Source organism: Devosia sp., assembly GCF_036563435.1.
Classification (GTDB): Bacteria; Pseudomonadota; Alphaproteobacteria; order Rhizobiales; family Devosiaceae; genus Devosia.
In genome coordinates this window covers 284050-303550 of record NZ_DATCMJ010000018.1, presented here as the reverse complement: position 1 = coordinate 303550, position 19501 = coordinate 284050, and the positions used below count along the sequence as shown (strand labels likewise).

Below are 19501 nucleotides of genomic sequence, written 5' to 3'. Positions count from 1 at the left end.
TTACCTCCTGGGCTTCTACTGGCCCTATCTCGCCGCTGCGGCCGCCATGGGTCTTGTGGTCGGCTGGCGCAGCTTCGCGCCTAAGGATCGGTGACGGCCATGTTCGACATCGTGATCCTGGGAGAAGCCGCTCTTCTGCTGCTGTCGGCCTATCTGCTCGGCTGCATCCTCGGCTACGGCACCAGGCGCGTTCTGCATGCCGCCCGCGGTACCCGCCAAGTCACGCCGCCCATCTCGAAAATCAGCAAACAGGTCGGCTAGGCAGCGCGGCCAAGCAGGTCGTTGCCGGTCTTAAGCACGAATTCGGCCACCGCCTCGATCTCCTCGCTCTGGTCGAACAAAGCGGGCGAGCCTTGCCCGGCAATGGTCAGAGCCGCCGCGTCGGGGCGGCGGCGGGTCATCTCGTCAAATGTCTGCCGGCGCAACTGGTCGGTCAATTGCGTACGGAGAAGCATGAGCGGTGCGCAGGTAAGGGCATCGAACAGCGGCCATTGCGCAGTCAGAACGTCATCGAAATTGATGTCCGCAAGCGCCGCGATCAGTCGCCCGTCATAGAGCGGGCGAGCCCGTCCGCGGTTGTCGATAAGGTGCGTGCGGCCGATCAGCGCTTCCAGCTGGCCTTCGGGAAGCCCGGGGTAGTCCCCGCCCAGGATGCGCCGGAAGCCTGCCGTTACGGCTTTGGCGCCGCGCAGGTTCTCCACATGCGCCAAGTTGTTGCGCAGCCGCACGATGCCACGCGAATCCGTCACGGGCCCGGCATCGAGCAGCACGGTTCCCGCCACCAGCAGCGGGTGTTGCGCCGCCAGAGCCATTGCCACCTGTCCGCCATGACCTTGCCCAAGGATCACCGCCTGCCCAATCCCGAGCGCTGCGAGGATGGATGCAACATCGCGCGCGTCGCTGAGCGAACTATACGTCTCCTTCTGCGGTCGGTCGTCAGAGCGGCCGCGGCCGGGCAGGTCGAGCAGAACCACCGGCCAGGCGCCACCGCTGGCCCGCAGGAAATAGGCGGCGAAGTCGCCGAAGTCGCTCATGTTGCGCTGATAGCCGGGGATGCAGACCACCGGCAGCCGCCGCGTTCCCAGATTGCCCGCCACATGCACCGCCGCGCTGACGCCGCTTGCCAGCGGGATCAGGTTAACAGGGAGGTTGGCAAAAGCCGGATGATCGGCGGGAACGATACGCTTGCGGGCCATGGCCGCACTCTATCGTCGAGTTCGCGCTTCTCAAGCCATAACAAGCGCAGTCTACCGAATTGTCCGCAGCGCCTGTTGCAGGGGCAGGGGGCTATTGCCCAGCAGTTCGCGATAAACGAGGTAATTGCCCAGCACGCGCTTTACATAGGTCCGTGTTTCCTGGAACGGGATCAGTTCCACCCAGATCACCGGATCGACATTGTCGGCACGCGGGTCGCCATAGGCGCGAATCCATTTGTTGGCATTGCCCGGCCCGGCATTATAGGCCGCTGCCGCCAGAACCAGCGAGCCATCATAGCGCTCGAGCTGCGTCGCCAGATAGGTCGAGCCCAGGAGAGCATTGTAGGCGGCATCGCTGACCAGCCGGCTGGGCGAGTAGTCGACATCCACCTCCTCGGCCACCTCGCGCGCCGTACCGGGCATCAGCTGCATCAGCCCGCGCGCGCCCACCGCCGACACGGCATCCACTTGGAACATCGATTCCTGCCGCATCACCGCATAGACGGCAGCGCGATCCGCTGCCAGTTCCGCCTTCGCCAGTCGCGCATCGGCCGGGAAACTCAGCGGATCAAGCGCAATCCCGCGCTGATCCGCCCCGCTGGCGATCGCAATGGCCACATGGTGCGCGCCGATCTGCTCGGCCAGCCGCGCCGCCAGCAGCAATTGCCCGCCATCCTCCAGCGTAGTGCCAAGGTGGCGCAACAGCGTCGTCGCGTAACGCTGCTGTCCGTTCGCCGCCAACAGCCGCACGGCTTTGACGGCGGGATTGGCATCGAACAGCGTCTGGCTGCCGCCGATTTCGGGCAGGGGCCGGATTTCGGCGCCCGCCTCGCCCAGTTCGGTTCGTGCCAGCTGACCGTAATAGACCGTGCCATGGGCGGCAGCAGCTTCGAGCGCCGTCCGTGCCGCGTCGAACTCGCCCAAGGCGGCATTGGCCCGCGCCAGCCAGTAATTGGCCTGGCTGATGCTGTCGGGTAGCGTCGTGTGTTCCGTCATTTCGCTGAAGTGGCGCTGCGCCGCCTGCGCGTCGTCGAGGAAGGCAAGGGCAATCCAGCCGGCATGGAACAGCGCATCCACCATGCGCGCTTCAGGCCCGTTCCGGTAACCCGCCGCTGCCCGATAGGCGAGGTCCGGTTGCCCAAGGTCGAGCAGCTTGCGGACGAGAATACGGCGCTCATACCACCACTCGGCGGCATCCGGCACAGCGTCCGGCGCCTTGTCGAGCCAATCGACTGCATCTTGCCAGAGCTCGAACTGTCGCGCCCGCTGCGCCCTGGAAAACAGATAGACGGGATTGTCCCTGAGGCTTGGATCGACCTTGTCGAGCAGTGCCTTGGCATTGGGCGCGTCGCGCGACACCGCGGAGCGGGCGACGACAAGCGTCTTTTGCGCCGCCGACAGGAAGGGCAGTAGGCGCTCGCTGCCGCGCGCCCGGTCGTGCATCATCAGGTGCATGGCACGCACCCAATGGTCATCCCGGTCCAGGAGCTCGCCGAACCCCGCAAGAACAGTGCTTTCCTGCGCCTGCGTCAGGAAGTTCTCGGTCCAGATGCTGGTGGCGAGCGCCGCTGCCTCGTCACGCTTGCCCTCTGCCAACAAGGCTCGCGCCAGGAGGATCTTGCCCTCCACCGTGTTGGGCGCCTCGGACCCCAAAACCGTTGCGACCACGTCCTCACCGGCACCGCTTTGCGCCAGCGCCTGCTCGATGCGCGTTTGGTAGAGCGCTGCGGGCGCGAACTCGGCTGCTTCCGCCGAAAAGCGTGCAACGGCCTCGTAGTCGATCTTTCCCGGGCTGAACTGAATGGCGGCCCATTGTACGGCGCGCCGCTCCACTATGTCGGGCAGTTTTTCGGCCGCTTCAAACGCGGCAGCAGCGTCACCATCGACCAGCGTCTTGAGCGCCGCCTGGAACGCTGCGCTGCCCTTGCTGACGACGGCCGTTTCCGCGCTGGCCGGCGCGATGGAGCCAGTCGTCACCTGATCAACCGTTTCATTGGCGGTGACCGGGGAGAGGGCGGCGATGCCTGCAAGCGTCAGCAGCGCCGCCACCAATGCCTCGCGAAAGCTCCGCTTCATCCGCTATCCCTTATGCCGCAGGCCAGCCGCCTGAAATGAGGCTACCCGCTTATGGTAAACATCCCATTGCGCCACGCGGCGCCGCCCAAAAGCGCAACAAGCCGTTGTTAAGGGGCGCGATAAAAACTATGGTGCGCCGCGCGAAAACGGCGCTGAAGCCGTTCTATGACACCTTGCCGCGACCGAACTGTGGCAAACCAAACCGAGGAATTTTCGACAAATGCTGCGAGGATCGATTACGGCACTTATCACTCCCATGCTCGATGGGGCGGTGGATGAGAAAGCCTTCGCCAGCTTTGTCGATTGGCAGATCGCCGAGGGTTCGCATGGCCTGGTACCCGTGGGCACGACCGGCGAGAGCCCGACCGTTAGCCATGAAGAACACCGCCGCGTGGTCGAGATCTGCATCGAGGTCGCCAACAAGCGCGTGCCGGTGATTGCCGGGGCAGGCTCGAACGCAACCGCAGAAGCCGTATCACTTGCGCGCTTTGCGGAAGACACCGGCGCCGATGCTGTCCTATCGGTCGTGCCCTATTACAACAAGCCCAACCAGGAAGGGCTGTTCCAGCACTTCTCGGCCGTGGCCAAGGCGGTGGGCATTCCCGTTATTCTCTATAGCGTCCCGGGCCGCACCATTGTCGACCTCACGGTCGACACCATCGCCCGTCTGCGCGACTCCCACAGCAACATCGTCGGCGTCAAGGATGCCACGGGCAACCTGGAACGCGCGACCATGCAGCGCAACAAGCTGGGCCGCGAATTCATTCTCCTCTCCGGCGACGACAGCTCGGCCCTGGGCTTCAACGCCCATGGCGGCCAGGGCTGCATTTCCGTCACGGCCAATGTCGCACCGCGCCTCTGTGCCCAGATGCAGGAACTGTCGCTGGCCGGCGACTTTGCCGCGGCACGCGACATCAACGACAAGCTGGCCTATCTGCACAAGGACCTGTTCATCGAGCCGAGCCCGGCTCCGGCCAAATATGCCGCCAACCGGCTCAACCTTTGCGCCAACGAAGCCCGGCTGCCCATCGTGCCGGTCAGCAAGCCGGCGCAGGACGCGCTGGACTTTGCAATGGCCCATGCGGGTCTTATCTAAGTCCCTATGGCAGCCAAGAACGACAAGAGCAAAAATGGTGTGATCAGCCACGGTCTCGTGGCTGAGAACCGCCGCTCGCGCTACGACTACGAAATCGGTGAAACGCTTGAAGCGGGCATTGTGCTGACCGGCACGGAGGTCAAGTCGCTGCGGCTCGGCAAGGCGCAGATCACCGAAAGCTATGCCTCGCCCGAAAAGGGTGAGCTGTGGCTGATCAATGCCCACATTCCCGAATACCTGCAGGCCAATCGGTTCAACCACGAAGAAAAGCGCCCGCGCAAACTCCTCGTATCAAAGAAGCAATTGGCCCATCTCGATCAGGAAGTCGCTCGCGCCGGCAATACCATCGTGCCGCTCAAGCTCTTCTTCAACGACCAGGGCCGCGCCAAGCTCCTGATCGGAGTCGGCAAGGGCAAGAAGAACTACGACAAGCGCGAAACCGAGCGCAACCGCGACTGGAACCGCGACAAGTCCCGCATCATGAAGGAAGGCGGGCGAGGGTAGGGCGCGCCCCAGCCGCCAGCCCTTGTGCCTCCCGGACCCTTCGTGTATGGGAGGCGTTCATTCCATAAATTTTGGAGACGTCTGTGGCCCGCGTCACCGTTGAAGACTGCATCGAAAAGATCGACAACCGCTTCGATCTCGTTCTCATGGCGGCCCATCGTGCACGCATGATTTCCTCCGGCGCGCAGATCACTGTTGCGCGCGACAACGATAAGAACCCTGTGGTCGCCCTGCGTGAGATCGGCGATGGCGCCATCTCCCCCGAGGACCTGCGCGAAGACCTGATCCACTCGCTGCAGAAGTATGTGGAAGTCGACGAGCCCGAAAGCCATGCCGCCCCGCTGATCGAAAGCGCCGGCGACGACGACTCGATCAACTTCGACACCATCAGCGAAGAAGAACTCCTGCGCGGCATCGAAAGCCTCGCTCCGCCCGAGCGGCGCGACGACTGAGAGCCGGCACATCGCCCTCCAACACCCTCGGCGCGAGCCGGGGGTGTTTTGTTTCTGGTAGTTCAGTAGACCTCATCCTGAGTCTGTCGAAGGACGAGGTCGTGGCACTCAAGGCTCCACTCCCTCGACCTCCTGGTTCGACAAGCTCACCATGAGGTCTTCTCCACCCTTTCCATTTCCCTCCAAAGCGCTAAGCTCATTGCTTAAGCTTGCGGCGACCTATTCCCATGATGCGTCAGTATGAGCTTGTCGAACGCGTTCAGGCCTATAACCCGAACGTCGACGAGCAGTTGTTGAACAAGGCCTACGTCTACGCCATGCAAAAGCATGGGTCGCAGAAGCGTGCCTCGGGCGATCCCTATTTCAATCACCCGCTCGAAGTGGCCGCCATCCTGACCGAGCTCAAGCTCGATGACGCCTCGGTTGCCGTGGGCCTGCTGCACGATACCATCGAGGATACCGACGCCACCCGCGCCGAGATCGACCAGCTTTTCGGCTCCGAGATCGGCGCCATCGTCGATGGCCTGACCAAGATTGAGCGGCTCAATCTCGTCTCCCGCGAGGAGGCGCAGGCGGAAAATCTGCGCAAATTGCTCCTTGCCATCAGCCAGGACGTTCGCGTGCTCCTGGTCAAGCTCGCCGACCGGCTCCACAACATGCGCACCCTGCAATACATGCCGCCCGAAAAGCGGACACGCATTGCCCAGGAGACCATGGATATCTATGCCCCGCTCGCCGGGCGCATGGGCATGCAGGACATGCGCAACGAGCTGGAAGATATCTCGTTCAAAATACTCCAGCCCGACCACTACGAGGCTATCACCGCCCGCTTGGGCGAAATGCAGGCCGAGTACCGGGAGACAATTTCGTCCATTTCGTCGGAGCTGACCGAGCGGCTGGCCGCCGAAGGGATCACGGCGCGGGTCAAGGCGCGCGTGAAGTCGCCCTATTCGATCTTCTCCAAAATCGAACGCAAGTCGATCGCGCTTGAGCAACTCTCCGACATGATCGGCTTCCGCGTCATCGTCGGCTCGGTCGATGAGTGCTACCATACGGTTGGCGTCGTCCACACCAAGTGGAAGGTCGTGCCCGGCCGCTTCAAGGACTATATCTCCGTCCCCAAGCACAACGACTACCAGTCGATCCATACCACCATCGTGGGGCCCGGCCGGCAGCGCGCCGAACTGCAGATCCGCACTGAGGAGATGGACCGCGTCGCCGAGTTCGGCATTGCCGCCCACGCGCTCTACAAGGACGGGGCTTCGGCAGATCTCAGCCGCATCGAAAACGAGTCGCAGGCCTATGGCTCGCTGCGCTCCACCATTGCGCACCTGACGACCGGCAATTCCACCACCGAGGACTTCCTCGAATATACCAAGCTCGAGCTCTTCCAGGATCAGGTCTTCTGCTTCACCCCGCGTGGCCGGCTCATCGCCCTGCCGCGCGGTGCGACGCCGATCGACTTCGCCTATGCGCTCCATACCGACATCGGCGACACCTGCGTCGGCGCCAAGATCAATGGCGCCATCCTGCCCCTGGTGACCCAGCTGCGCTCGGGGGATGAAGTCGAGATCATCCGGGATCAGAACCACATCCCGCCCATGAACTGGCTGGGCATCGCAGCGACCGGCAAGGCCCGCGCCGCCATTCGCCGTTCCGTGCGCCATGCGGCGACGCAGCGCGCCTTCTCGCTGGGCGAGCACGTGCTCAACACGCTTCTCGAGCGGGAAGGGGTGATGCTCGACGATGCTGAAGCCAAGGCTCTGGCCGAAGCGCTGCATTTCCCCGGCCGGCGTGAACTGCTGATTGCCGTCGGCGAAGGCAAGATCGGTTCCGAGCCGCTTGCCACCGAACTGGCCCGTATCAAGGGCCTGCGCAAGCGGCGCCGCAAGCTCGACCTGCCGGTTGCCGACACCGCCGATGGCTGGTTTGCCCTGCGCGATACCGATCTCTTCCGCTTCCGCGTGCCCGGCGGACAGCGCTCGGGCCCCCGCGCCAAGGCTGCACTGGCCCAGCTCGACTTCCACATGCCGGTGTCGGTTTCTGGCGAAGGCGTGGTGCCGGGCGACCGGCTGGTCGGCATCCTCCAGCCTGACCGCCCCATGATGGTCTATCCCATTCACTCCGACGCGCTGACCGACCTCCACGACAGCGACGTAGCCTGGGTAGACGTCCGCTGGAATATCAACAGCGCTGAAGACAAGCTCTACCCCACCGTCATCACCATGGAATCGGTCAACAAACCCGGCTCCCTGGCGCAGATCTCCTCGGCCATCGCCGCCTGCGACGCCAACATCAACAATCTGGTCATGCGCATGATATCGCCTGACTTTCACCAGATGATCTTTGAAATCGAGGTGCGCGACCTTGCGCAGCTGACCGATGTTCTGGCAACGCTCAAGCGCAGCCCCGGCCTTTCTGCCGTCCAGCGCGCGGGCATGCGCGAGGCGAGCATGATCTCGACGCTGGAATGGGATGGCAAGGTCGACAAGAGGTTTGCTGATGACGAAAGATGAAGTCCTGGCCATTTTCCGCGAATGCGGTGCCATGCTCGAAGGGCACTTCATCCTGTCCTCCGGCCTGCGTTCCCCGGTCTTTCTGCAGAAGGCCAAGGTCTTTCAATACGCAGCGCAGACCGAAAAGCTCTGCAATGCGCTGGCCGAACGCATCCGCGCCGAATTTCCAGCCGTGAGCAAGGTTGTGTCGCCCGCCATCGGCGGCATCATCCCCGGCTACGAAACCGCTCGTCACCTTGGCCTCCCGGCGCTCTACACCGAACGCGTTGAAGGCAAGTTCGAGCTGCGCCGCGGCTTCGAGATCGGGCCCGATGACCAGGTCATCGTCGTGGAAGACATCGTCTCGACTGGCCTTTCCATTCGCGAATGCGTCGAAGCACTGCGCGGCATCGGCGCCAACGTTGTGGCCGCGGCCTGCCTGATCGACCGCTCCGGCGGCGAAGCCGATGTCGGCGTCCCGCTGGTGTCGCTGATCGAGTTCAAGGTCCCCGCCTATCCCGCCGACCAGCTCCCCCCCGAACTCGCCGCCATTCCGCCCATCAAGCCGGGCAGCCGCGGCATCCAGGGTGTGAAATAGTGTACCAGGTCTCGTCCCACCCACCGGCCGTCACCTTCGGGCTTGGTCCGAGGGCCCTGCACTCGCGGTGGCACGCATGATTATCGGCCTCGGCTCCGACCTCATCCAGATCCACCGCATTCAGCAGACCCTGGACAAATACGGTTCGCGCTTCACCGATCGCTGCTTCACCCAGATCGAGCAGCGCAAGTCAGACCGCCGCGCCCAGCGTGCGGCGTCCTACGCCAAGCGCTTCGCCGCAAAGGAGGCCTGCTCCAAGGCTTTAGGGACCGGCATATCCTGGGGTGTCTACTGGCGCGACATGGGCGTAGTGAACTTGCCCTCCGGCAAGCCGACCATGCACCTGACCAACGGCGCGGCAAAAGCGCTCGCCCGCCTTGTGCCGCCCGGCCACGAGCCCCACATCCACCTCACCATCACCGACGACGCCGGCCTGGCACAGGCCTTCGTCATCATCGAGGCGCTGCCGATTGACCCAGTGGGCACAAAGGCATAGTCCTGCCGCGCTAGCTTTCCCCGGGGAAATACATGACTCAGCCCGCCGACAAGTCGATCAAGAAGTCTGCCGCCAGCGAATGGTGGGAGACCATCGTGGTCGTGGTCGAGGCGCTGCTGATCGCCATCGTGCTGCGCTCCTTCCTCTACCAGCCCTTTTCCATCCCCACGGCCTCCATGCAGCAGACGTTGATGATCGGCGACTACTTCGTCGCCAACAAGTTCGTTTGGGGCTACGGCAAGCACTCCTTCTCGCTGGGCCGCTACGGCAACTTCACGCTGCTTGATTTCGAACTGCCCATCAGCAACCGCATCCTCGGTCGTGAGCCCAACCGCGGCGACATCGCCGTGTTCCGCCCGGTGCCGCAGAACATCGAATACATCAAGCGCGTCGTCGGCCTCCCCGGCGACCGTATTCAGGTCACCGCTGGCCGCCTTTACATCAATGGCGTGATGGTCGAGCGCGAGGAGATCGGCAAGGCGCAGGATACCGATAGCGAAGGCCGCACCGTCGAAGTCACTGTCTATCGCGAGACCTTCCCTGAGGGCACGACCCACATCATCCAGGAAATCTCCGACAACGCAGCCCTCGACAACACCTCCGAATATGTGGTCCCCGCCGGCCACTACTTCATGATGGGCGACAATCGCGACCGCTCCGCCGATAGCCGTGTCCTCTCCCAGGTCGGCTATGTTCCCGCCGTCAACCTCATCGCCAAGGCCGAAGCCCGCTTCTTCTCGATCAAGGACAACATTCCGCCCTGGCAGCTCTGGCAGTGGCCGGCCAATGTCCGCTGGGACCGCATGTTCCAGGGCGTCGACACGCAGCATCAATGAGCCGCGCCCCGCGCAATCACGACAAGCTGCAGTTCCGGCTCGGCTACAAGTTCGCCGATCCGGATCTGCTCCAGCGCGCGCTGACCCATTCCAGCGCCATCTCGCCCGCCAAACGCATCGAACGCTCCTATCAGCGCCTCGAATTCCTCGGCGACCGGGTGCTCGGCCTTGTCGTCGCGGACATGCTCTATCGCCGCTATCCCAAGGCCAATGAGGGCGAGCTCAGCCGCACGCTCAATACCCTCGTGCGCAAGGAAACCTGCGCCATCATCGCCCGCACGCTCGATCTCGGCAGCGAACTGCATCTGGGAGAGAGCGAAGCGCGCACCGGCGGTGCCGAAAAGGAAGCCATCCTCGGCGACGTCACCGAAGCGGTGATCGGCGCCATCTACTGCGACGGCGGCATGGGCAAAGCCTATGAATTCGTCGAGCGCATGTTCGAGGAATTCCTCGCCGACGGGCAGGCCAACAAGGCTGACGCCAAGACCACGCTTCAGGAATGGGCGCAGGCAAGGGGGCTCGAGCCACCCACCTATACCCAGACCGAGCGCCAGGGCCCCGATCATGCGCCTCAGTTCACGATCGAAGTCACCCTGGGCGACTTCCCACCGCTAAGCGCCACCGGCCCGTCCAAGAAGATCGCCGAGCACAAGGCCGCCGAGCTGTTTCTGCTGGCCCAAAAGGTCTGGAAGGAAAACCGATGACCGAGTTCCCATCCGTCGATACGTCCTGCGGCTTCATCGCCCTCGTTGGCGCCCCCAATGCCGGCAAGTCGACCCTGCTCAATGCCCTGGTCGGCACCAAGGTCTCCATTGTCACCCACAAGGCGCAGACCACCCGCTCGCAGGTGCGCGGCGTTGTCACGCTCGACAAGGCGCAACTAGTCTTCATCGACACGCCTGGCATCTTCGCGCCCAAGCGCCGGCTCGATCGCGCCATGGTCGACTCGGCTTGGGGCGGGGCAGGGGATGCCGACCTCGTTGCCTTCATCGTCGATGCCGAGCGCGGCATCACGCCCGATCTCGAAGCGCTGATCGAGGGCTTGGCCAACATCACCCATCCCAAGATCCTCATCCTCAACAAGATCGACGCCATCAAGAACGAGGCCCTGCTGGCCCTGTCGCAGACGCTCAACGAAAAGCTGCGCTTCGAGGCGACCTTCATGATCTCGGCGCTCAAGGGCTATGGCGTGCAGGATTTCATCGACTGGTGCGTCAAGCACATCCCGCCCGGCCCCTGGCACTTCCCTGAGGATCACCTCACCGATCTCACCATGGCCATCACCGCTGCCGAGATCACACGCGAGAAGCTGTTCCTGCGCGTCCATGACGAAATCCCCTACAACTCCACGGTCGAAACCGAGAGCTTCAAGATCCAGAAGGACGGCTCCTACAAGATCGACCAGGTGATCTACCTGTCCCGCGAGAGCCACAAGAAGATCGTCCTCGGCGCCGGCGGGCAGACCATCAAGGCCATCGGCGCCGAAGCGCGCAAGGAGCTGATGGAAATGTACGAAGTCCCCATCCACCTTTTCCTCTTCGTCAAGGTGCGCGAGAAGTGGGGCGACGACCCCGAACGCTACCGCGAAATGGGCCTGGAATACCCCCATGGCAAGGGGTGAGCCTCTTTCCCTCTCGCCATCGGGGAGAGGGTGGATCGGCCGCAGGCCGAAACGGGTGAGGGCGCTTTTCTCCGCAAGTTGCAAACATCATTGGCTTGGCACCGCGCCACCTTCTCCCCAGCGGGGAGAAGGGTAGGTGGAATGGACCGCTGAAGCCCTCCTGATCGGGGTTCGCCGCCATGGCGAGACCTCGGTCGTTGCCGAAGCCATGGTGGCGGGCCGCGGGCGCCATTTCGGCCTTGTCCGCGGTGGCCGGTCCCCGCGCCTTGCCGCGGCGCTCCAGCCCGGCAACACGCTCCAGCTCACCTGGCGGGCCCGGCTCGAGGATCAGCTGGGCGTCTTCTCCGTCGAACTGCTCGAAGCCCGCGCCGCCGCGCTGATCGCCGACCGCACAAGGCTCTATCTCAGCCAGACTGTATGCGAATTGCTTCACCTGCTGCCCGAGCGCGATCCGCATGATCGTCTCCTTGGCATGGGCCTCCGTCTTATCGATGCCCCGCCCGATGGTGCCGCGCTGGCTCGGTTCGAGCTGGCCCTGCTCGAAGAGCTGGGCTTCGGCCTCGATCTCAGCGCCTGCGCTGCCACCGGCGCCACGAGCGACCTGACCCATGTCTCGCCTAAAACCGGCCGCGCCGTCTCCCGCGCCGCCGCGGCGCCCTATCTCGATCGCCTCCTGCCGCTCCCCAGTTTCCTCACCAGCCGCGGCAATGCCGGCCCTCACGACATCGCCACCGCCCTCCGCCTCACCGGTCACTTTCTCGATGCCCAGGTCTGGACCCCCCGCCAGCTCGACCGCCCCGCCATGCGCGACCTCTTGATCGAAACGCTGAGCCGGGAAGACTGAGGAGCGCGCAAGCGGCCCCACCCCCACCCAACCTCCCCCTGAAGGGGGAGGGGCGGCTCCACTCCCGGGCACGATCCCACCCCACCCCCGATCGGCTCCTCCCCCTCCCGGGGGGAGGCTGGGTGGGGGTGAGGCACACCCACCAGCTCAGGCTTCCTCGCCACGTCATTCCCGCGGAAGCGGGAATCCATTCTTCCTCCTACACCGCAAGCGGCGCCACCCCACCCAACCTCCCCCTCAACGGGGAGGGGCGGCTCCACTCAAGGGCACGATCCCGCCCACCCCCGATCGGCTCCTCCCCCTCCCAGGGGAGGCTGGGTGGGGGTCGGGCAAGGCACCCAAACTCAAAAACTTATCCCCGCCCCCAAAACCTCAGGCACAATGCCCCCTATCTCCCGCCAGAGCGCGATCATGACGAGTGATGAGCGGAGAGACAGCCGGGGAGCCTGGGTCGCCAGGCTCACGCATGGATGCTGACCACCAATCCGGGTCGCTCCGAGGACAGATCGCTCCGCTGGGGAGATCTGAGGCCAAAAGGCCAGGAGAGCTGGGCTCGAATGGTAGGCCGTTCCTCGGGCGCAAAGCGGATTGCTCGATGCGTGTGCGCCAAATCCCGGCATGGTGGCGAGGCCCTGTCTCACTACCTAACTAAAACCACGAGGCAGACGCCTCGCCACCATCGCTCACCCTAGATCGACCGCAGACCCCCCGTGACCGCACCCGAGGCGGCGTTTCCGCACGTCCATATTTCGGGGGAAACCAAAGGTTTTCGGCGGAAAACCTGAGCATACGAGCCGTAAAGGCTATACTGCTTTCCTGATTCGTTCCCTTGGGAATTCCCCGCCGATGTCCGATAGCGATACCCTCCCGCCCGCCGACGACCAGCGCGTCGTCGATCTCAAGCAGGCGATCGAGGAGCGGTACCTCTCCTATGCCCTGTCCACCATCACCCAGCGCGCGCTGCCCGATGCCCGCGATGGGCTCAAGCCCGTGCACCGTCGCATCATCCACGCCATGCGCCTGCTGCGGCTCGATCCGGGCCAGGGCTACAAGAAATCGGCGCGCATCGTCGGCGACGTGATCGGTAAGTTCCACCCCCACGGCGACCAGTCGATCTACGATGCCCTCGTCCGCATGGCGCAGGATTTTGCCCTGCGCTACCCCCTCGTCGACGGGCAGGGCAACTTCGGCAATATCGACGGCGACGGTGCCGCGGCCATGCGTTACACCGAATCCCGCATGACCGATGTGGCGACGCGCCTCCTCGAGGGCATCACCGAAAACGCCATCGATTTCAAGCCGACCTACGACGGCGAAGACGAAGAGCCGGTGGTCCTGCCGTCCAATTTTCCCAACCTCCTGGCCAACGGCTCCACCGGCATCGCCGTGGGCATGGCGACCTCCATTCCGCCCCACAATGTGTCGGAGCTGTGCGACGCCGCGCTTCACCTTATCAATGTCAATCCAGAGGCTTCCGCCGAGGACCTGACTCAGTTCGTGAAGGGTCCGGACTTTCCCACCGGCGGCCTGCTGGTGGAGTCGGCAAGTTCCATCGCCCACTCCTACCAGACCGGACGAGGCTCCTTCCGCCTGCGCGCCAAGTGGGAGGTCGAGGAAAGCGCCCGCGGCGTCTACCTCATCATCGTCACCGAGATTCCCTATGGCGTGCAGAAGTCGCGCCTCGTGGAAAAGATCGCCGAATTGCTGCTGGCCAAGAAGCTGCCCCTGCTCAAGGACGTTCGCGACGAGTCTTCCGACGATATCCGCCTCGTGCTGGAGCCGCGCGCCCGCACCGTCGATGCGGTGATCCTGATGGAGCAGCTGTTCAAGACGACTGATCTTGAAACCCGCTTCCCGCTCAATCTCAACGTGCTCGACAAGGGCGCGGTGCCCAAGGTGATGGGTCTTCCCCAGGCCATCAAGGCCTGGCTCGACCATCGCAAGGAAGTGCTGGTCCGCCGCTCGACCCACCGGCTGGAGCAGATCGCGCATCGCCTGGAAGTGCTTGCCGGCTACATCATCGCTTATCTCAACCTTGACGAGGTGATCCGCATCATCCGCGAGGAAGACGATGCCAAGGCTTCGCTCATGGCGACCTTCGAGCTGACCGAACTTCAGGCCGAGTCCATCCTCAACATGCGCCTGCGCTCGCTGCGCAAGCTAGAGGAAATGGAGCTGCGCAAGGAACACGCCGACCTGACCAAGGAAAAGGGGCAGCTCGAAACCCTCTTGGCATCCGACAAGCGGCAGTGGGGCGCCATCAGCAAGGAAATCGAGGCGCTGAAGAAAGCCTATCCGCTGACCAATGCGGATGGGACGCCGCACCCGTTGGGCGCTCGTCGCACCCTGCTCGGTGCGGCCCCCAATGCTGACCTCTCCGAAATCACCGAAGCCTTCATCGAGCGCGAGCCGATCACGGTCATCCTCTCGGAAAAGGGCTGGATTCGTGCTCCACGCGGCCATGCGGTGGAGGTCAACGACGAGAAAGGCTTCAAGGCCGGCGACCGTCTCAAGCAATCGATCAAGTGCGAGACCACCGACAAACTGTTGATGCTAACGACCGGTGGCAAGGTCTACACGCTTGCCGGTGACAAGCTGCCGGGTGGCCGCGGGCAGGGCGAGCCGGTCCGCATCATGGTGGACATCGATGAAGGCCAGGACATCGTCGATCTTTTTGTCTACCGGCCCAAGCAGAAGCGCATCATCGCCGCCTCAAACGGCTATGGCTTTATCGTCGGCGAAGACGAGATGATCGCCAATACCCGCAAGGGCAAACAGGTGCTCAACGTTTCCTCTCCCGACGAAGCGCGGCTGCTCGTACCCATGAATGGCGATCGGGTCGCCGTCATCGGACAGAACCGCAAGCTCCTGGTGTTTCCGCTTACCCAGCTGGCGGAAATGAGCCGCGGCAAGGGCGTCCGCCTCCAGCGCTACAAGGATGGCGGGATTTCCGACCTCAAGACCTTCTATGCCGCCGATGGCCTGACCTGGACGGACAGTTCAGGCCGGACCTTCACAAAGCCGATGGAGGAACTCACCGACTGGATCGGTGACCGTGCCACCGCCGGCCGCCAGCCGCCCAATGGCTTCCCCCGCAACAACAAGTTCGTGGGGTAAGCGCCGGCCACTCCACAACCCCGATCGACACCTCCCCTTGAAGGGAGGCTGGAGAGGGTGAACCGCAACCCGGTCAAAGGAACATCCAAATGATCCGCCACTGCGTCTTCGTCAAATTCCGCTCCGACGTCAGCGCCGAAGAAAAGGCCGGCATCTACGCCGATCTTGGAGCCTTGGTCGGCAAGATCGACGGCCTGTTCTCGGCTCACTTTGGCCCCAACGTTTCGCCCGAAGGCCATGGCAAGGGCTTCAACGATGGCTTTATCATGGATCTGGCCGATGCGGCTGCACGCGACCGCTACCTAGCCGATCCTGCCCACAAGGCGGCAGGCGCCCGGCTCGTCGCCGCTCTGGAAGGTGGACGCGAAGGCCTGATGGTTTTCGACATGGAGTTTGAGCGCTAAGTCGCGCTACGGCTCACGACCCTATTCTTTCGCCGGAGCGATGGCGTCTTATCCCCGGGCCAAGAAAATGGGCTAAGCTCTCCTCTACGAGCGAAGGAGGAAAAACGGAGTGATCGGGACAGCGACTAGTCTAGTTTGCACCAGCCGAGGGTACCGCGCTGCACCTCCAGCGGCTGGTACAGGGCCTTGTAGGCCATCTTTGGCGACTCTTTTACCCAGTAGCCCAGATAAACATAGCTGAGGTTGGCCGAGCGCACCTGCGAGATATGATCCAGAATAAGGAAGGTACCGAGGCTTCGGTGCGCCAGGTCGGGATCATAGAACGAATAGACCATGGAAAGGCCGTCCGGCATTACGTCGGTCAGCGCCACTGCCACAAGCGTCTGGTCCGGATGGTCGCGCAAGCGGTACTCGACCAGCACCGATTGCACGGGCGTGTCCTCGACCATGTACTCGTAGTCGACAAAGCTCATCTGGTTCATGCCGCCGCCAGCATGGCGCGACTCGAGGTACCGCTTGAACAGGTCATACTGTTCGCTGGTCGCGGTGGTCGGGCGGACTTCAACAGAGAGGTCGCTATTGTTGCGCAGCACACGGCGGAAGCGGCCCGATGGCTCGAACTCGCCCGCCACGATCCTCACCGACTGGCAGGCATTGCAACCTTCGCAGGCCGGCCGATAGATAAGGTTCTGGCTGCGGCGGAACCCGTTCTCGCTCAGCAGGTGGTGCAGGCTCGTCGCGCGCCGTCCGGACAGGTGCGTAAACAGCTTCCGCTCCTGCTTGCCCGGCAGGTAGGGGCACGGCATGGCTGCAGTTAGAAAGAGCTGCGTTGTCTCTGGCGTCTGGTCCGTCATCAAAGACCCTTGGCTGCTGTCAACGGAGTGTACGCTCCCCCGTCAGGCCGGGCAACAGGTCAAAACGCCTGCTGCGCCCGGCTGCGCCAATGCCGCTCCATCGGTGACCGGCGCACCATCAGCGTTCCGACCACGAGATCATGGATCATCTGCCGGCGCGGCGTGAACAGCACGAAAAGGAGCGACAACGGCCACGATATCCAGGTCGTCAGCCAGAACAAGGCTGCATGAATGATCGCCATCCAACCGTCCAGCGGCTGTCCACGCGTCGGCGTCAGCACGATGTCCATCATCTGCATGCCGATCGTGGCCCGCTTGGACGAACCAAGCGTGGCGCCATAATAGAGCACGATGCTGGCGGGCACCACGAAGGCCAAAGCCAGCCAGGCCAGGCCAAAGGTCAGGAAGCCGGCGATCAGCCCAATCAAGCTGAAGGCCAGGATCATGGCCCCGATGATCACGGTGTCGATCAGGAAGGCGAATACCCGGCGCGTCAACACGCCCTCGAACAGCTCGGGGGCAGTCTGGGGATCGGGCAGGGCAGGGCGAACGGTATCGGTCTGGTACATGATCGAAACATCGTCACGCCCTGCCCCCCGCGCAAGAGGCAGGCTGCAAAATCCCAGGCTAGCCGAGCTTGCGCGCGACCTCGAGAGCGAAATAGGTGAGCACGCCATTGGCGCCAGCCCGCTTGAACGCATGAAGGCTTTCCATGATCGCCCCCTCGCGGTTGATCGCACCGGCCGCCGCCGCCATCTCGATCATCGCATACTCACCGCTCACCTGATACGCGTAGAGCGGGATGTTGAACGTGTCCTTGGCACGCCTGACGATGTCGAGATAGGGCAGGCCGGGCTTGACCATCACGCTATCAGCGCCCTCGGCAATGTCCTGCTCGATTTCGCGCATCGCTTCATCAGAATTGGCAAAGTCCATCTGATAGGTACGCTTGTCGCCAACCAACCGGCTGCCCGACCCCACAGCTTCGCGGAACGGCCCATAGTAGAAAGAGGCGTACTTGGCGGCATAGGCCATGATCTGCGTCTGCTCGAAGCCCTCGCCGTCTAAGGCCTCGCGGATCGCCGCAACGCGACCGTCCATCATGTCTGACGGAGCAATGATGTCAGCGCCGGCCTTGCTCTGCACCAGCGCCGACTTGATCATCACGGCGACAGTCTCGTCGTTGAGGATCTCCCCGTCGCGAACCAGCCCGTCCTGTCCGTCGCTGGAATATTCGTCCAGCGCCACGTCGGCGATCAGCCCAATCTCAGGCACTGCATTCTTGATCGCACTCAGCGCCCGGCACATCAGGTTGTCCGGATTATACGCTTCCGCCCCCGTCTCGCTGCGCAGGTGGTCGGGCGTGTTGGGAAAGAGCGCCAGGGCCGGGATGCCTGCATCGCGTGCCGCCATGGCTGCCTTGACGCAAAGATCGACGCTGAGCCGCTCAACTCCAGGCATCGTGCGGATGGCAGTCCGCTCGTTATGACCCTCAATCACGAACATGGGCCAGATCAGGTCAGCTGGCGTCAGCAGGCTCTCTCGCACCATCGCCCGGCTCCATGCCGTGCGACGGCTGCGACGAAGACGCCGCCCGCCCAGAAAGTCCATGTCATGCTTGTGCCAGGTGTCAGCCATGGGATGCTCCTTGTTGGCTTCCTCTAGCAGCCGCGCCTGCCTCATCCAAGCTCGCGCTTGTCGCACGTCTCACGCCCGGCTAGAAACCGCAAATGGTTATCCCCGCCCAGTCTATCGCCATCTATATTCGGATCGTCGCCATCATCAGCCTCCTTCTGGGCCTGAACGATGCGGCACGACTGCTGGGTGTAGGGCTGGGACCTGTCAGCCCGTTAGCGACTATGGGGATGACCGGCTTTGTCTATCTGTCAATCTTTGCTCTGGCGCGCCTGTTTGCCGCGGTGGGTCTTTGGATCAAGGCAAGTTGGGGGGCGGTTCTACTGGTGGGCGCCACCGGCGTGGAGCTTGCGCTTTACCTGCTTGGCAACGGTGGCGTGCAGATGTCGGCCTTCGGCTTTGCTGTCCGCCTTGTGCTTCTGGCATCTGTCTTGATCATCTTCATCCTTACCTACCGCAATGAACGGGCAAAGGCCGCGGACTAACCAGCAAGCGGTTCGTCACACCCAGGTAAGGTTACAGATTTATGCATCTGTGTAACGAAGAATAAAGCCAAATTCTCATTGCTTTCCAGTAAGATGCTCTTAATCACGCCGCTTAGGGCGATCTTAGTCCGCACGCCGTAGTTTGGCCTCATGAGATGCGAAAAATCGCACAAACTGCAAAACAGTGAGGCACAAATGGCAATCAAATCCAACGCAGCCGAGGCCGTCGTCCCGGAACGTCCCAAGAGCCTGAAGCCGCTTTACCTGGAAGCTGTGTCGCGGGTCGAGCGCCTGCACCGGCGGCTGCTGGACCTGATTAAGGATGAGTTCGATCGCATGGGTTGGGACGACATCAACCCTGTACAGGCACTGTTGATGTTCAACATCGGCGACGCCGAACTCACTGCCGGCGAACTGCGCTCGCGGGGCTACTATCTCGGTTCCAATGTCTCCTACAATCTCAAGAAGCTGGTTGAAACCGGTTACATTTTCCAGGAGCGCTCCCGCTCCGACCGTCGCTCGGTTCGCATCAAGCTGACACCAAAGGGCGAAGAAGTCGCCGAAGTGATCGACGAACTCTATGATCGTCACCTGAAGTCGATCGACAAGGTCGGTGGCCTCGGCGACGACGAGTTCGATGGTCTCAATAAGGCGCTGGCCCGCCTTGAGCGCTTCTGGGTCGATCAGATCCTTTACAAGCTCTAAATCAGCGACACTGCTGTTGCAGTGCAGCCACATTGGTCAATCAACGCCGGTCCTTGAGGCCGGCGTTCACATTTGTGCCGCAAAGCA

General features: G+C 63.0%; 20 protein-coding genes. 15 read left to right on the top strand and 5 right to left on the bottom strand.

Annotated elements, in window-relative coordinates; all coding sequences use genetic code 11:
• The first annotated feature begins 99 nt into the window (after positions 1 to 99).
• A complete protein-coding gene (locus VIL88_RS13960) occupies positions 100 to 261 on the top strand; it encodes a hypothetical protein (RefSeq protein WP_331989862.1) in 162 nt (53 codons plus the stop codon).
• Here the strand turns inward: VIL88_RS13960 and VIL88_RS13955 are convergent.
• A complete protein-coding gene (locus VIL88_RS13955; protein WP_331989860.1) occupies positions 258 to 1196 on the bottom strand; it encodes an alpha/beta hydrolase in 939 nt (312 codons plus the stop codon). The two genes, VIL88_RS13960 and VIL88_RS13955, sit on opposite strands and share 4 nt — an antisense overlap.
• 51 nt (positions 1197 to 1247) lie before the next feature.
• Positions 1248 to 3272, bottom strand: coding sequence for a lytic transglycosylase domain-containing protein (locus tag VIL88_RS13950; RefSeq protein ID WP_331989858.1), 2025 nt, complete (start codon positions 3270 to 3272; stop codon positions 1248 to 1250).
• 220 nt (positions 3273 to 3492) lie between these two features.
• Here VIL88_RS13950 and dapA point away from each other — a divergent pair, with 220 nt between their 5' ends.
• The 12 genes from dapA (at position 3493) to VIL88_RS13890 (ending at position 15735) form a co-directional block, all read left to right on the top strand.
• Positions 3493 to 4368 carry a 4-hydroxy-tetrahydrodipicolinate synthase gene (dapA, locus tag VIL88_RS13945; RefSeq protein ID WP_331989855.1) on the top strand — a complete coding sequence of 292 codons (876 nt, stop codon included), beginning with the start codon at positions 3493 to 3495 and terminating at the stop codon, positions 4366 to 4368.
• A 6-nt stretch (positions 4369 to 4374) separates the two neighbouring features.
• Positions 4375 to 4872 (top strand): SsrA-binding protein SmpB, encoded by a 498-nt coding sequence (smpB, locus tag VIL88_RS13940; RefSeq protein ID WP_331989853.1) that lies wholly within the window; start codon positions 4375 to 4377, stop codon positions 4870 to 4872.
• Positions 4873 to 4955: 83 nt separating this feature from the next.
• The gene (rpoZ, locus tag VIL88_RS13935) at positions 4956 to 5324 is read left to right on the top strand and encodes a DNA-directed RNA polymerase subunit omega (RefSeq protein ID WP_056229435.1); all 369 of its coding nucleotides are present in this window, start codon (positions 4956 to 4958) and stop codon (positions 5322 to 5324) included.
• A 227-nt stretch (positions 5325 to 5551) separates the two neighbouring features.
• Positions 5552 to 7840, top strand: coding sequence for a bifunctional (p)ppGpp synthetase/guanosine-3',5'-bis(diphosphate) 3'-pyrophosphohydrolase (locus VIL88_RS13930; RefSeq protein ID WP_331989848.1), 2289 nt, complete (start codon positions 5552 to 5554; stop codon positions 7838 to 7840).
• A complete protein-coding gene (gene pyrE, locus VIL88_RS13925; protein WP_331989846.1) occupies positions 7827 to 8417 on the top strand; it encodes an orotate phosphoribosyltransferase in 591 nt (196 codons plus the stop codon). Before VIL88_RS13930 ends, pyrE begins: the two co-directional genes overlap by 14 nt.
• Before the next feature lie 76 nt (positions 8418 to 8493).
• The gene (gene acpS / locus VIL88_RS13920) at positions 8494 to 8913 is read left to right on the top strand and encodes a holo-ACP synthase (RefSeq protein WP_331989844.1); all 420 of its coding nucleotides are present in this window, start codon (positions 8494 to 8496) and stop codon (positions 8911 to 8913) included.
• 32 nt (positions 8914 to 8945) lie between these two features.
• Positions 8946 to 9749: a signal peptidase I gene (lepB, locus tag VIL88_RS13915; RefSeq protein ID WP_331989842.1), complete on the top strand. Its 804-nt coding sequence runs from the start codon at positions 8946 to 8948 to the stop codon at positions 9747 to 9749.
• Entirely contained in the window at positions 9746 to 10453 is a 708-nt protein-coding gene (gene rnc, locus VIL88_RS13910) for a ribonuclease III (RefSeq protein WP_331989840.1), read from the top strand. Before lepB ends, rnc begins: the two co-directional genes overlap by 4 nt.
• The gene (era, locus tag VIL88_RS13905) at positions 10450 to 11370 is read left to right on the top strand and encodes a GTPase Era (protein WP_331989838.1); all 921 of its coding nucleotides are present in this window, start codon (positions 10450 to 10452) and stop codon (positions 11368 to 11370) included. The genes rnc and era overlap by 4 nt, the downstream gene beginning before the upstream one ends.
• 136 nt (positions 11371 to 11506) lie before the next feature.
• Entirely contained in the window at positions 11507 to 12214 is a 708-nt protein-coding gene (recO, locus tag VIL88_RS13900; RefSeq protein WP_331989836.1) for a DNA repair protein RecO, read from the top strand.
• 846 nt (positions 12215 to 13060) lie between these two features.
• Positions 13061 to 15331, top strand: coding sequence for a DNA topoisomerase IV subunit A (gene parC / locus VIL88_RS13895; RefSeq protein WP_331989834.1), 2271 nt, complete (start codon positions 13061 to 13063; stop codon positions 15329 to 15331).
• Between the two features lie 89 nt (positions 15332 to 15420).
• Complete coding sequence (locus VIL88_RS13890; RefSeq protein ID WP_331989832.1) at positions 15421 to 15735, top strand: Dabb family protein; 315 nt, start codon at positions 15421 to 15423, stop codon at positions 15733 to 15735.
• Positions 15736 to 15860: 125 nt separating this feature from the next.
• On the opposite strand, the gene VIL88_RS13885 is transcribed toward VIL88_RS13890, so the two are convergent.
• The 3 genes from VIL88_RS13885 to hemB are packed head-to-tail and all read right to left on the bottom strand — an operon-like array spanning position 15861 to position 18227.
• Positions 15861 to 16589 (bottom strand): arginyltransferase, encoded by a 729-nt coding sequence (locus VIL88_RS13885; protein ID WP_331989830.1) that lies wholly within the window; start codon positions 16587 to 16589, stop codon positions 15861 to 15863.
• A 59-nt stretch (positions 16590 to 16648) separates the two neighbouring features.
• Positions 16649 to 17158 carry an RDD family protein gene (locus VIL88_RS13880; protein WP_331989828.1) on the bottom strand — a complete coding sequence of 170 codons (510 nt, stop codon included), beginning with the start codon at positions 17156 to 17158 and terminating at the stop codon, positions 16649 to 16651.
• Positions 17159 to 17216: 58 nt separating this feature from the next.
• Complete coding sequence (gene hemB, locus VIL88_RS13875) at positions 17217 to 18227, bottom strand: porphobilinogen synthase (protein ID WP_331989826.1); 1011 nt, start codon at positions 18225 to 18227, stop codon at positions 17217 to 17219.
• Positions 18228 to 18319: 92 nt separating this feature from the next.
• Here hemB and VIL88_RS13870 point away from each other — a divergent pair, with 92 nt between their 5' ends.
• The gene (locus VIL88_RS13870; protein WP_331989824.1) at positions 18320 to 18709 is read left to right on the top strand and encodes a hypothetical protein; all 390 of its coding nucleotides are present in this window, start codon (positions 18320 to 18322) and stop codon (positions 18707 to 18709) included.
• A 195-nt stretch (positions 18710 to 18904) separates the two neighbouring features.
• A complete protein-coding gene (gene ldtR / locus VIL88_RS13865; protein ID WP_331989822.1) occupies positions 18905 to 19414 on the top strand; it encodes a transcriptional regulator LdtR in 510 nt (169 codons plus the stop codon).
• The last annotated feature ends 87 nt before the right edge of the window (positions 19415 to 19501 follow it).

What these genes read in the sequence shown, in the direction of transcription:
- VIL88_RS13960 (WP_331989862.1), top strand. Translation starts at nt 100, where the DNA reads ATGTTCGACATCGTGATCCTGGGAGAAGCCGCTCTTCTGCTGCTGTCG.
- VIL88_RS13955 (WP_331989860.1), bottom strand. Translation starts at nt 1,196, where the DNA reads ATGGCCCGCAAGCGTATCGTTCCCGCCGATCATCCGGCTTTTGCCAAC.
- VIL88_RS13950 (WP_331989858.1), bottom strand. Translation starts at nt 3,272, where the DNA reads ATGAAGCGGAGCTTTCGCGAGGCATTGGTGGCGGCGCTGCTGACGCTT.
- dapA (WP_331989855.1), top strand. Translation starts at nt 3,493, where the DNA reads ATGCTGCGAGGATCGATTACGGCACTTATCACTCCCATGCTCGATGGG.
- smpB (WP_331989853.1), top strand. Translation starts at nt 4,375, where the DNA reads ATGGCAGCCAAGAACGACAAGAGCAAAAATGGTGTGATCAGCCACGGT.
- VIL88_RS13930 (WP_331989848.1), top strand. Translation starts at nt 5,552, where the DNA reads ATGATGCGTCAGTATGAGCTTGTCGAACGCGTTCAGGCCTATAACCCG.
- pyrE (WP_331989846.1), top strand. Translation starts at nt 7,827, where the DNA reads ATGACGAAAGATGAAGTCCTGGCCATTTTCCGCGAATGCGGTGCCATG.
- acpS (WP_331989844.1), top strand. Translation starts at nt 8,494, where the DNA reads ATGATTATCGGCCTCGGCTCCGACCTCATCCAGATCCACCGCATTCAG.
- lepB (WP_331989842.1), top strand. Translation starts at nt 8,946, where the DNA reads ATGACTCAGCCCGCCGACAAGTCGATCAAGAAGTCTGCCGCCAGCGAA.
- rnc (WP_331989840.1), top strand. Translation starts at nt 9,746, where the DNA reads ATGAGCCGCGCCCCGCGCAATCACGACAAGCTGCAGTTCCGGCTCGGC.
- era (WP_331989838.1), top strand. Translation starts at nt 10,450, where the DNA reads ATGACCGAGTTCCCATCCGTCGATACGTCCTGCGGCTTCATCGCCCTC.
- parC (WP_331989834.1), top strand. Translation starts at nt 13,061, where the DNA reads ATGTCCGATAGCGATACCCTCCCGCCCGCCGACGACCAGCGCGTCGTC.
- VIL88_RS13890 (WP_331989832.1), top strand. Translation starts at nt 15,421, where the DNA reads ATGATCCGCCACTGCGTCTTCGTCAAATTCCGCTCCGACGTCAGCGCC.
- VIL88_RS13885 (WP_331989830.1), bottom strand. Translation starts at nt 16,589, where the DNA reads ATGACGGACCAGACGCCAGAGACAACGCAGCTCTTTCTAACTGCAGCC.
- VIL88_RS13880 (WP_331989828.1), bottom strand. Translation starts at nt 17,158, where the DNA reads ATGTACCAGACCGATACCGTTCGCCCTGCCCTGCCCGATCCCCAGACT.
- hemB (WP_331989826.1), bottom strand. Translation starts at nt 18,227, where the DNA reads ATGGCTGACACCTGGCACAAGCATGACATGGACTTTCTGGGCGGGCGG.
- VIL88_RS13870 (WP_331989824.1), top strand. Translation starts at nt 18,320, where the DNA reads ATGGTTATCCCCGCCCAGTCTATCGCCATCTATATTCGGATCGTCGCC.
- ldtR (WP_331989822.1), top strand. Translation starts at nt 18,905, where the DNA reads ATGGCAATCAAATCCAACGCAGCCGAGGCCGTCGTCCCGGAACGTCCC.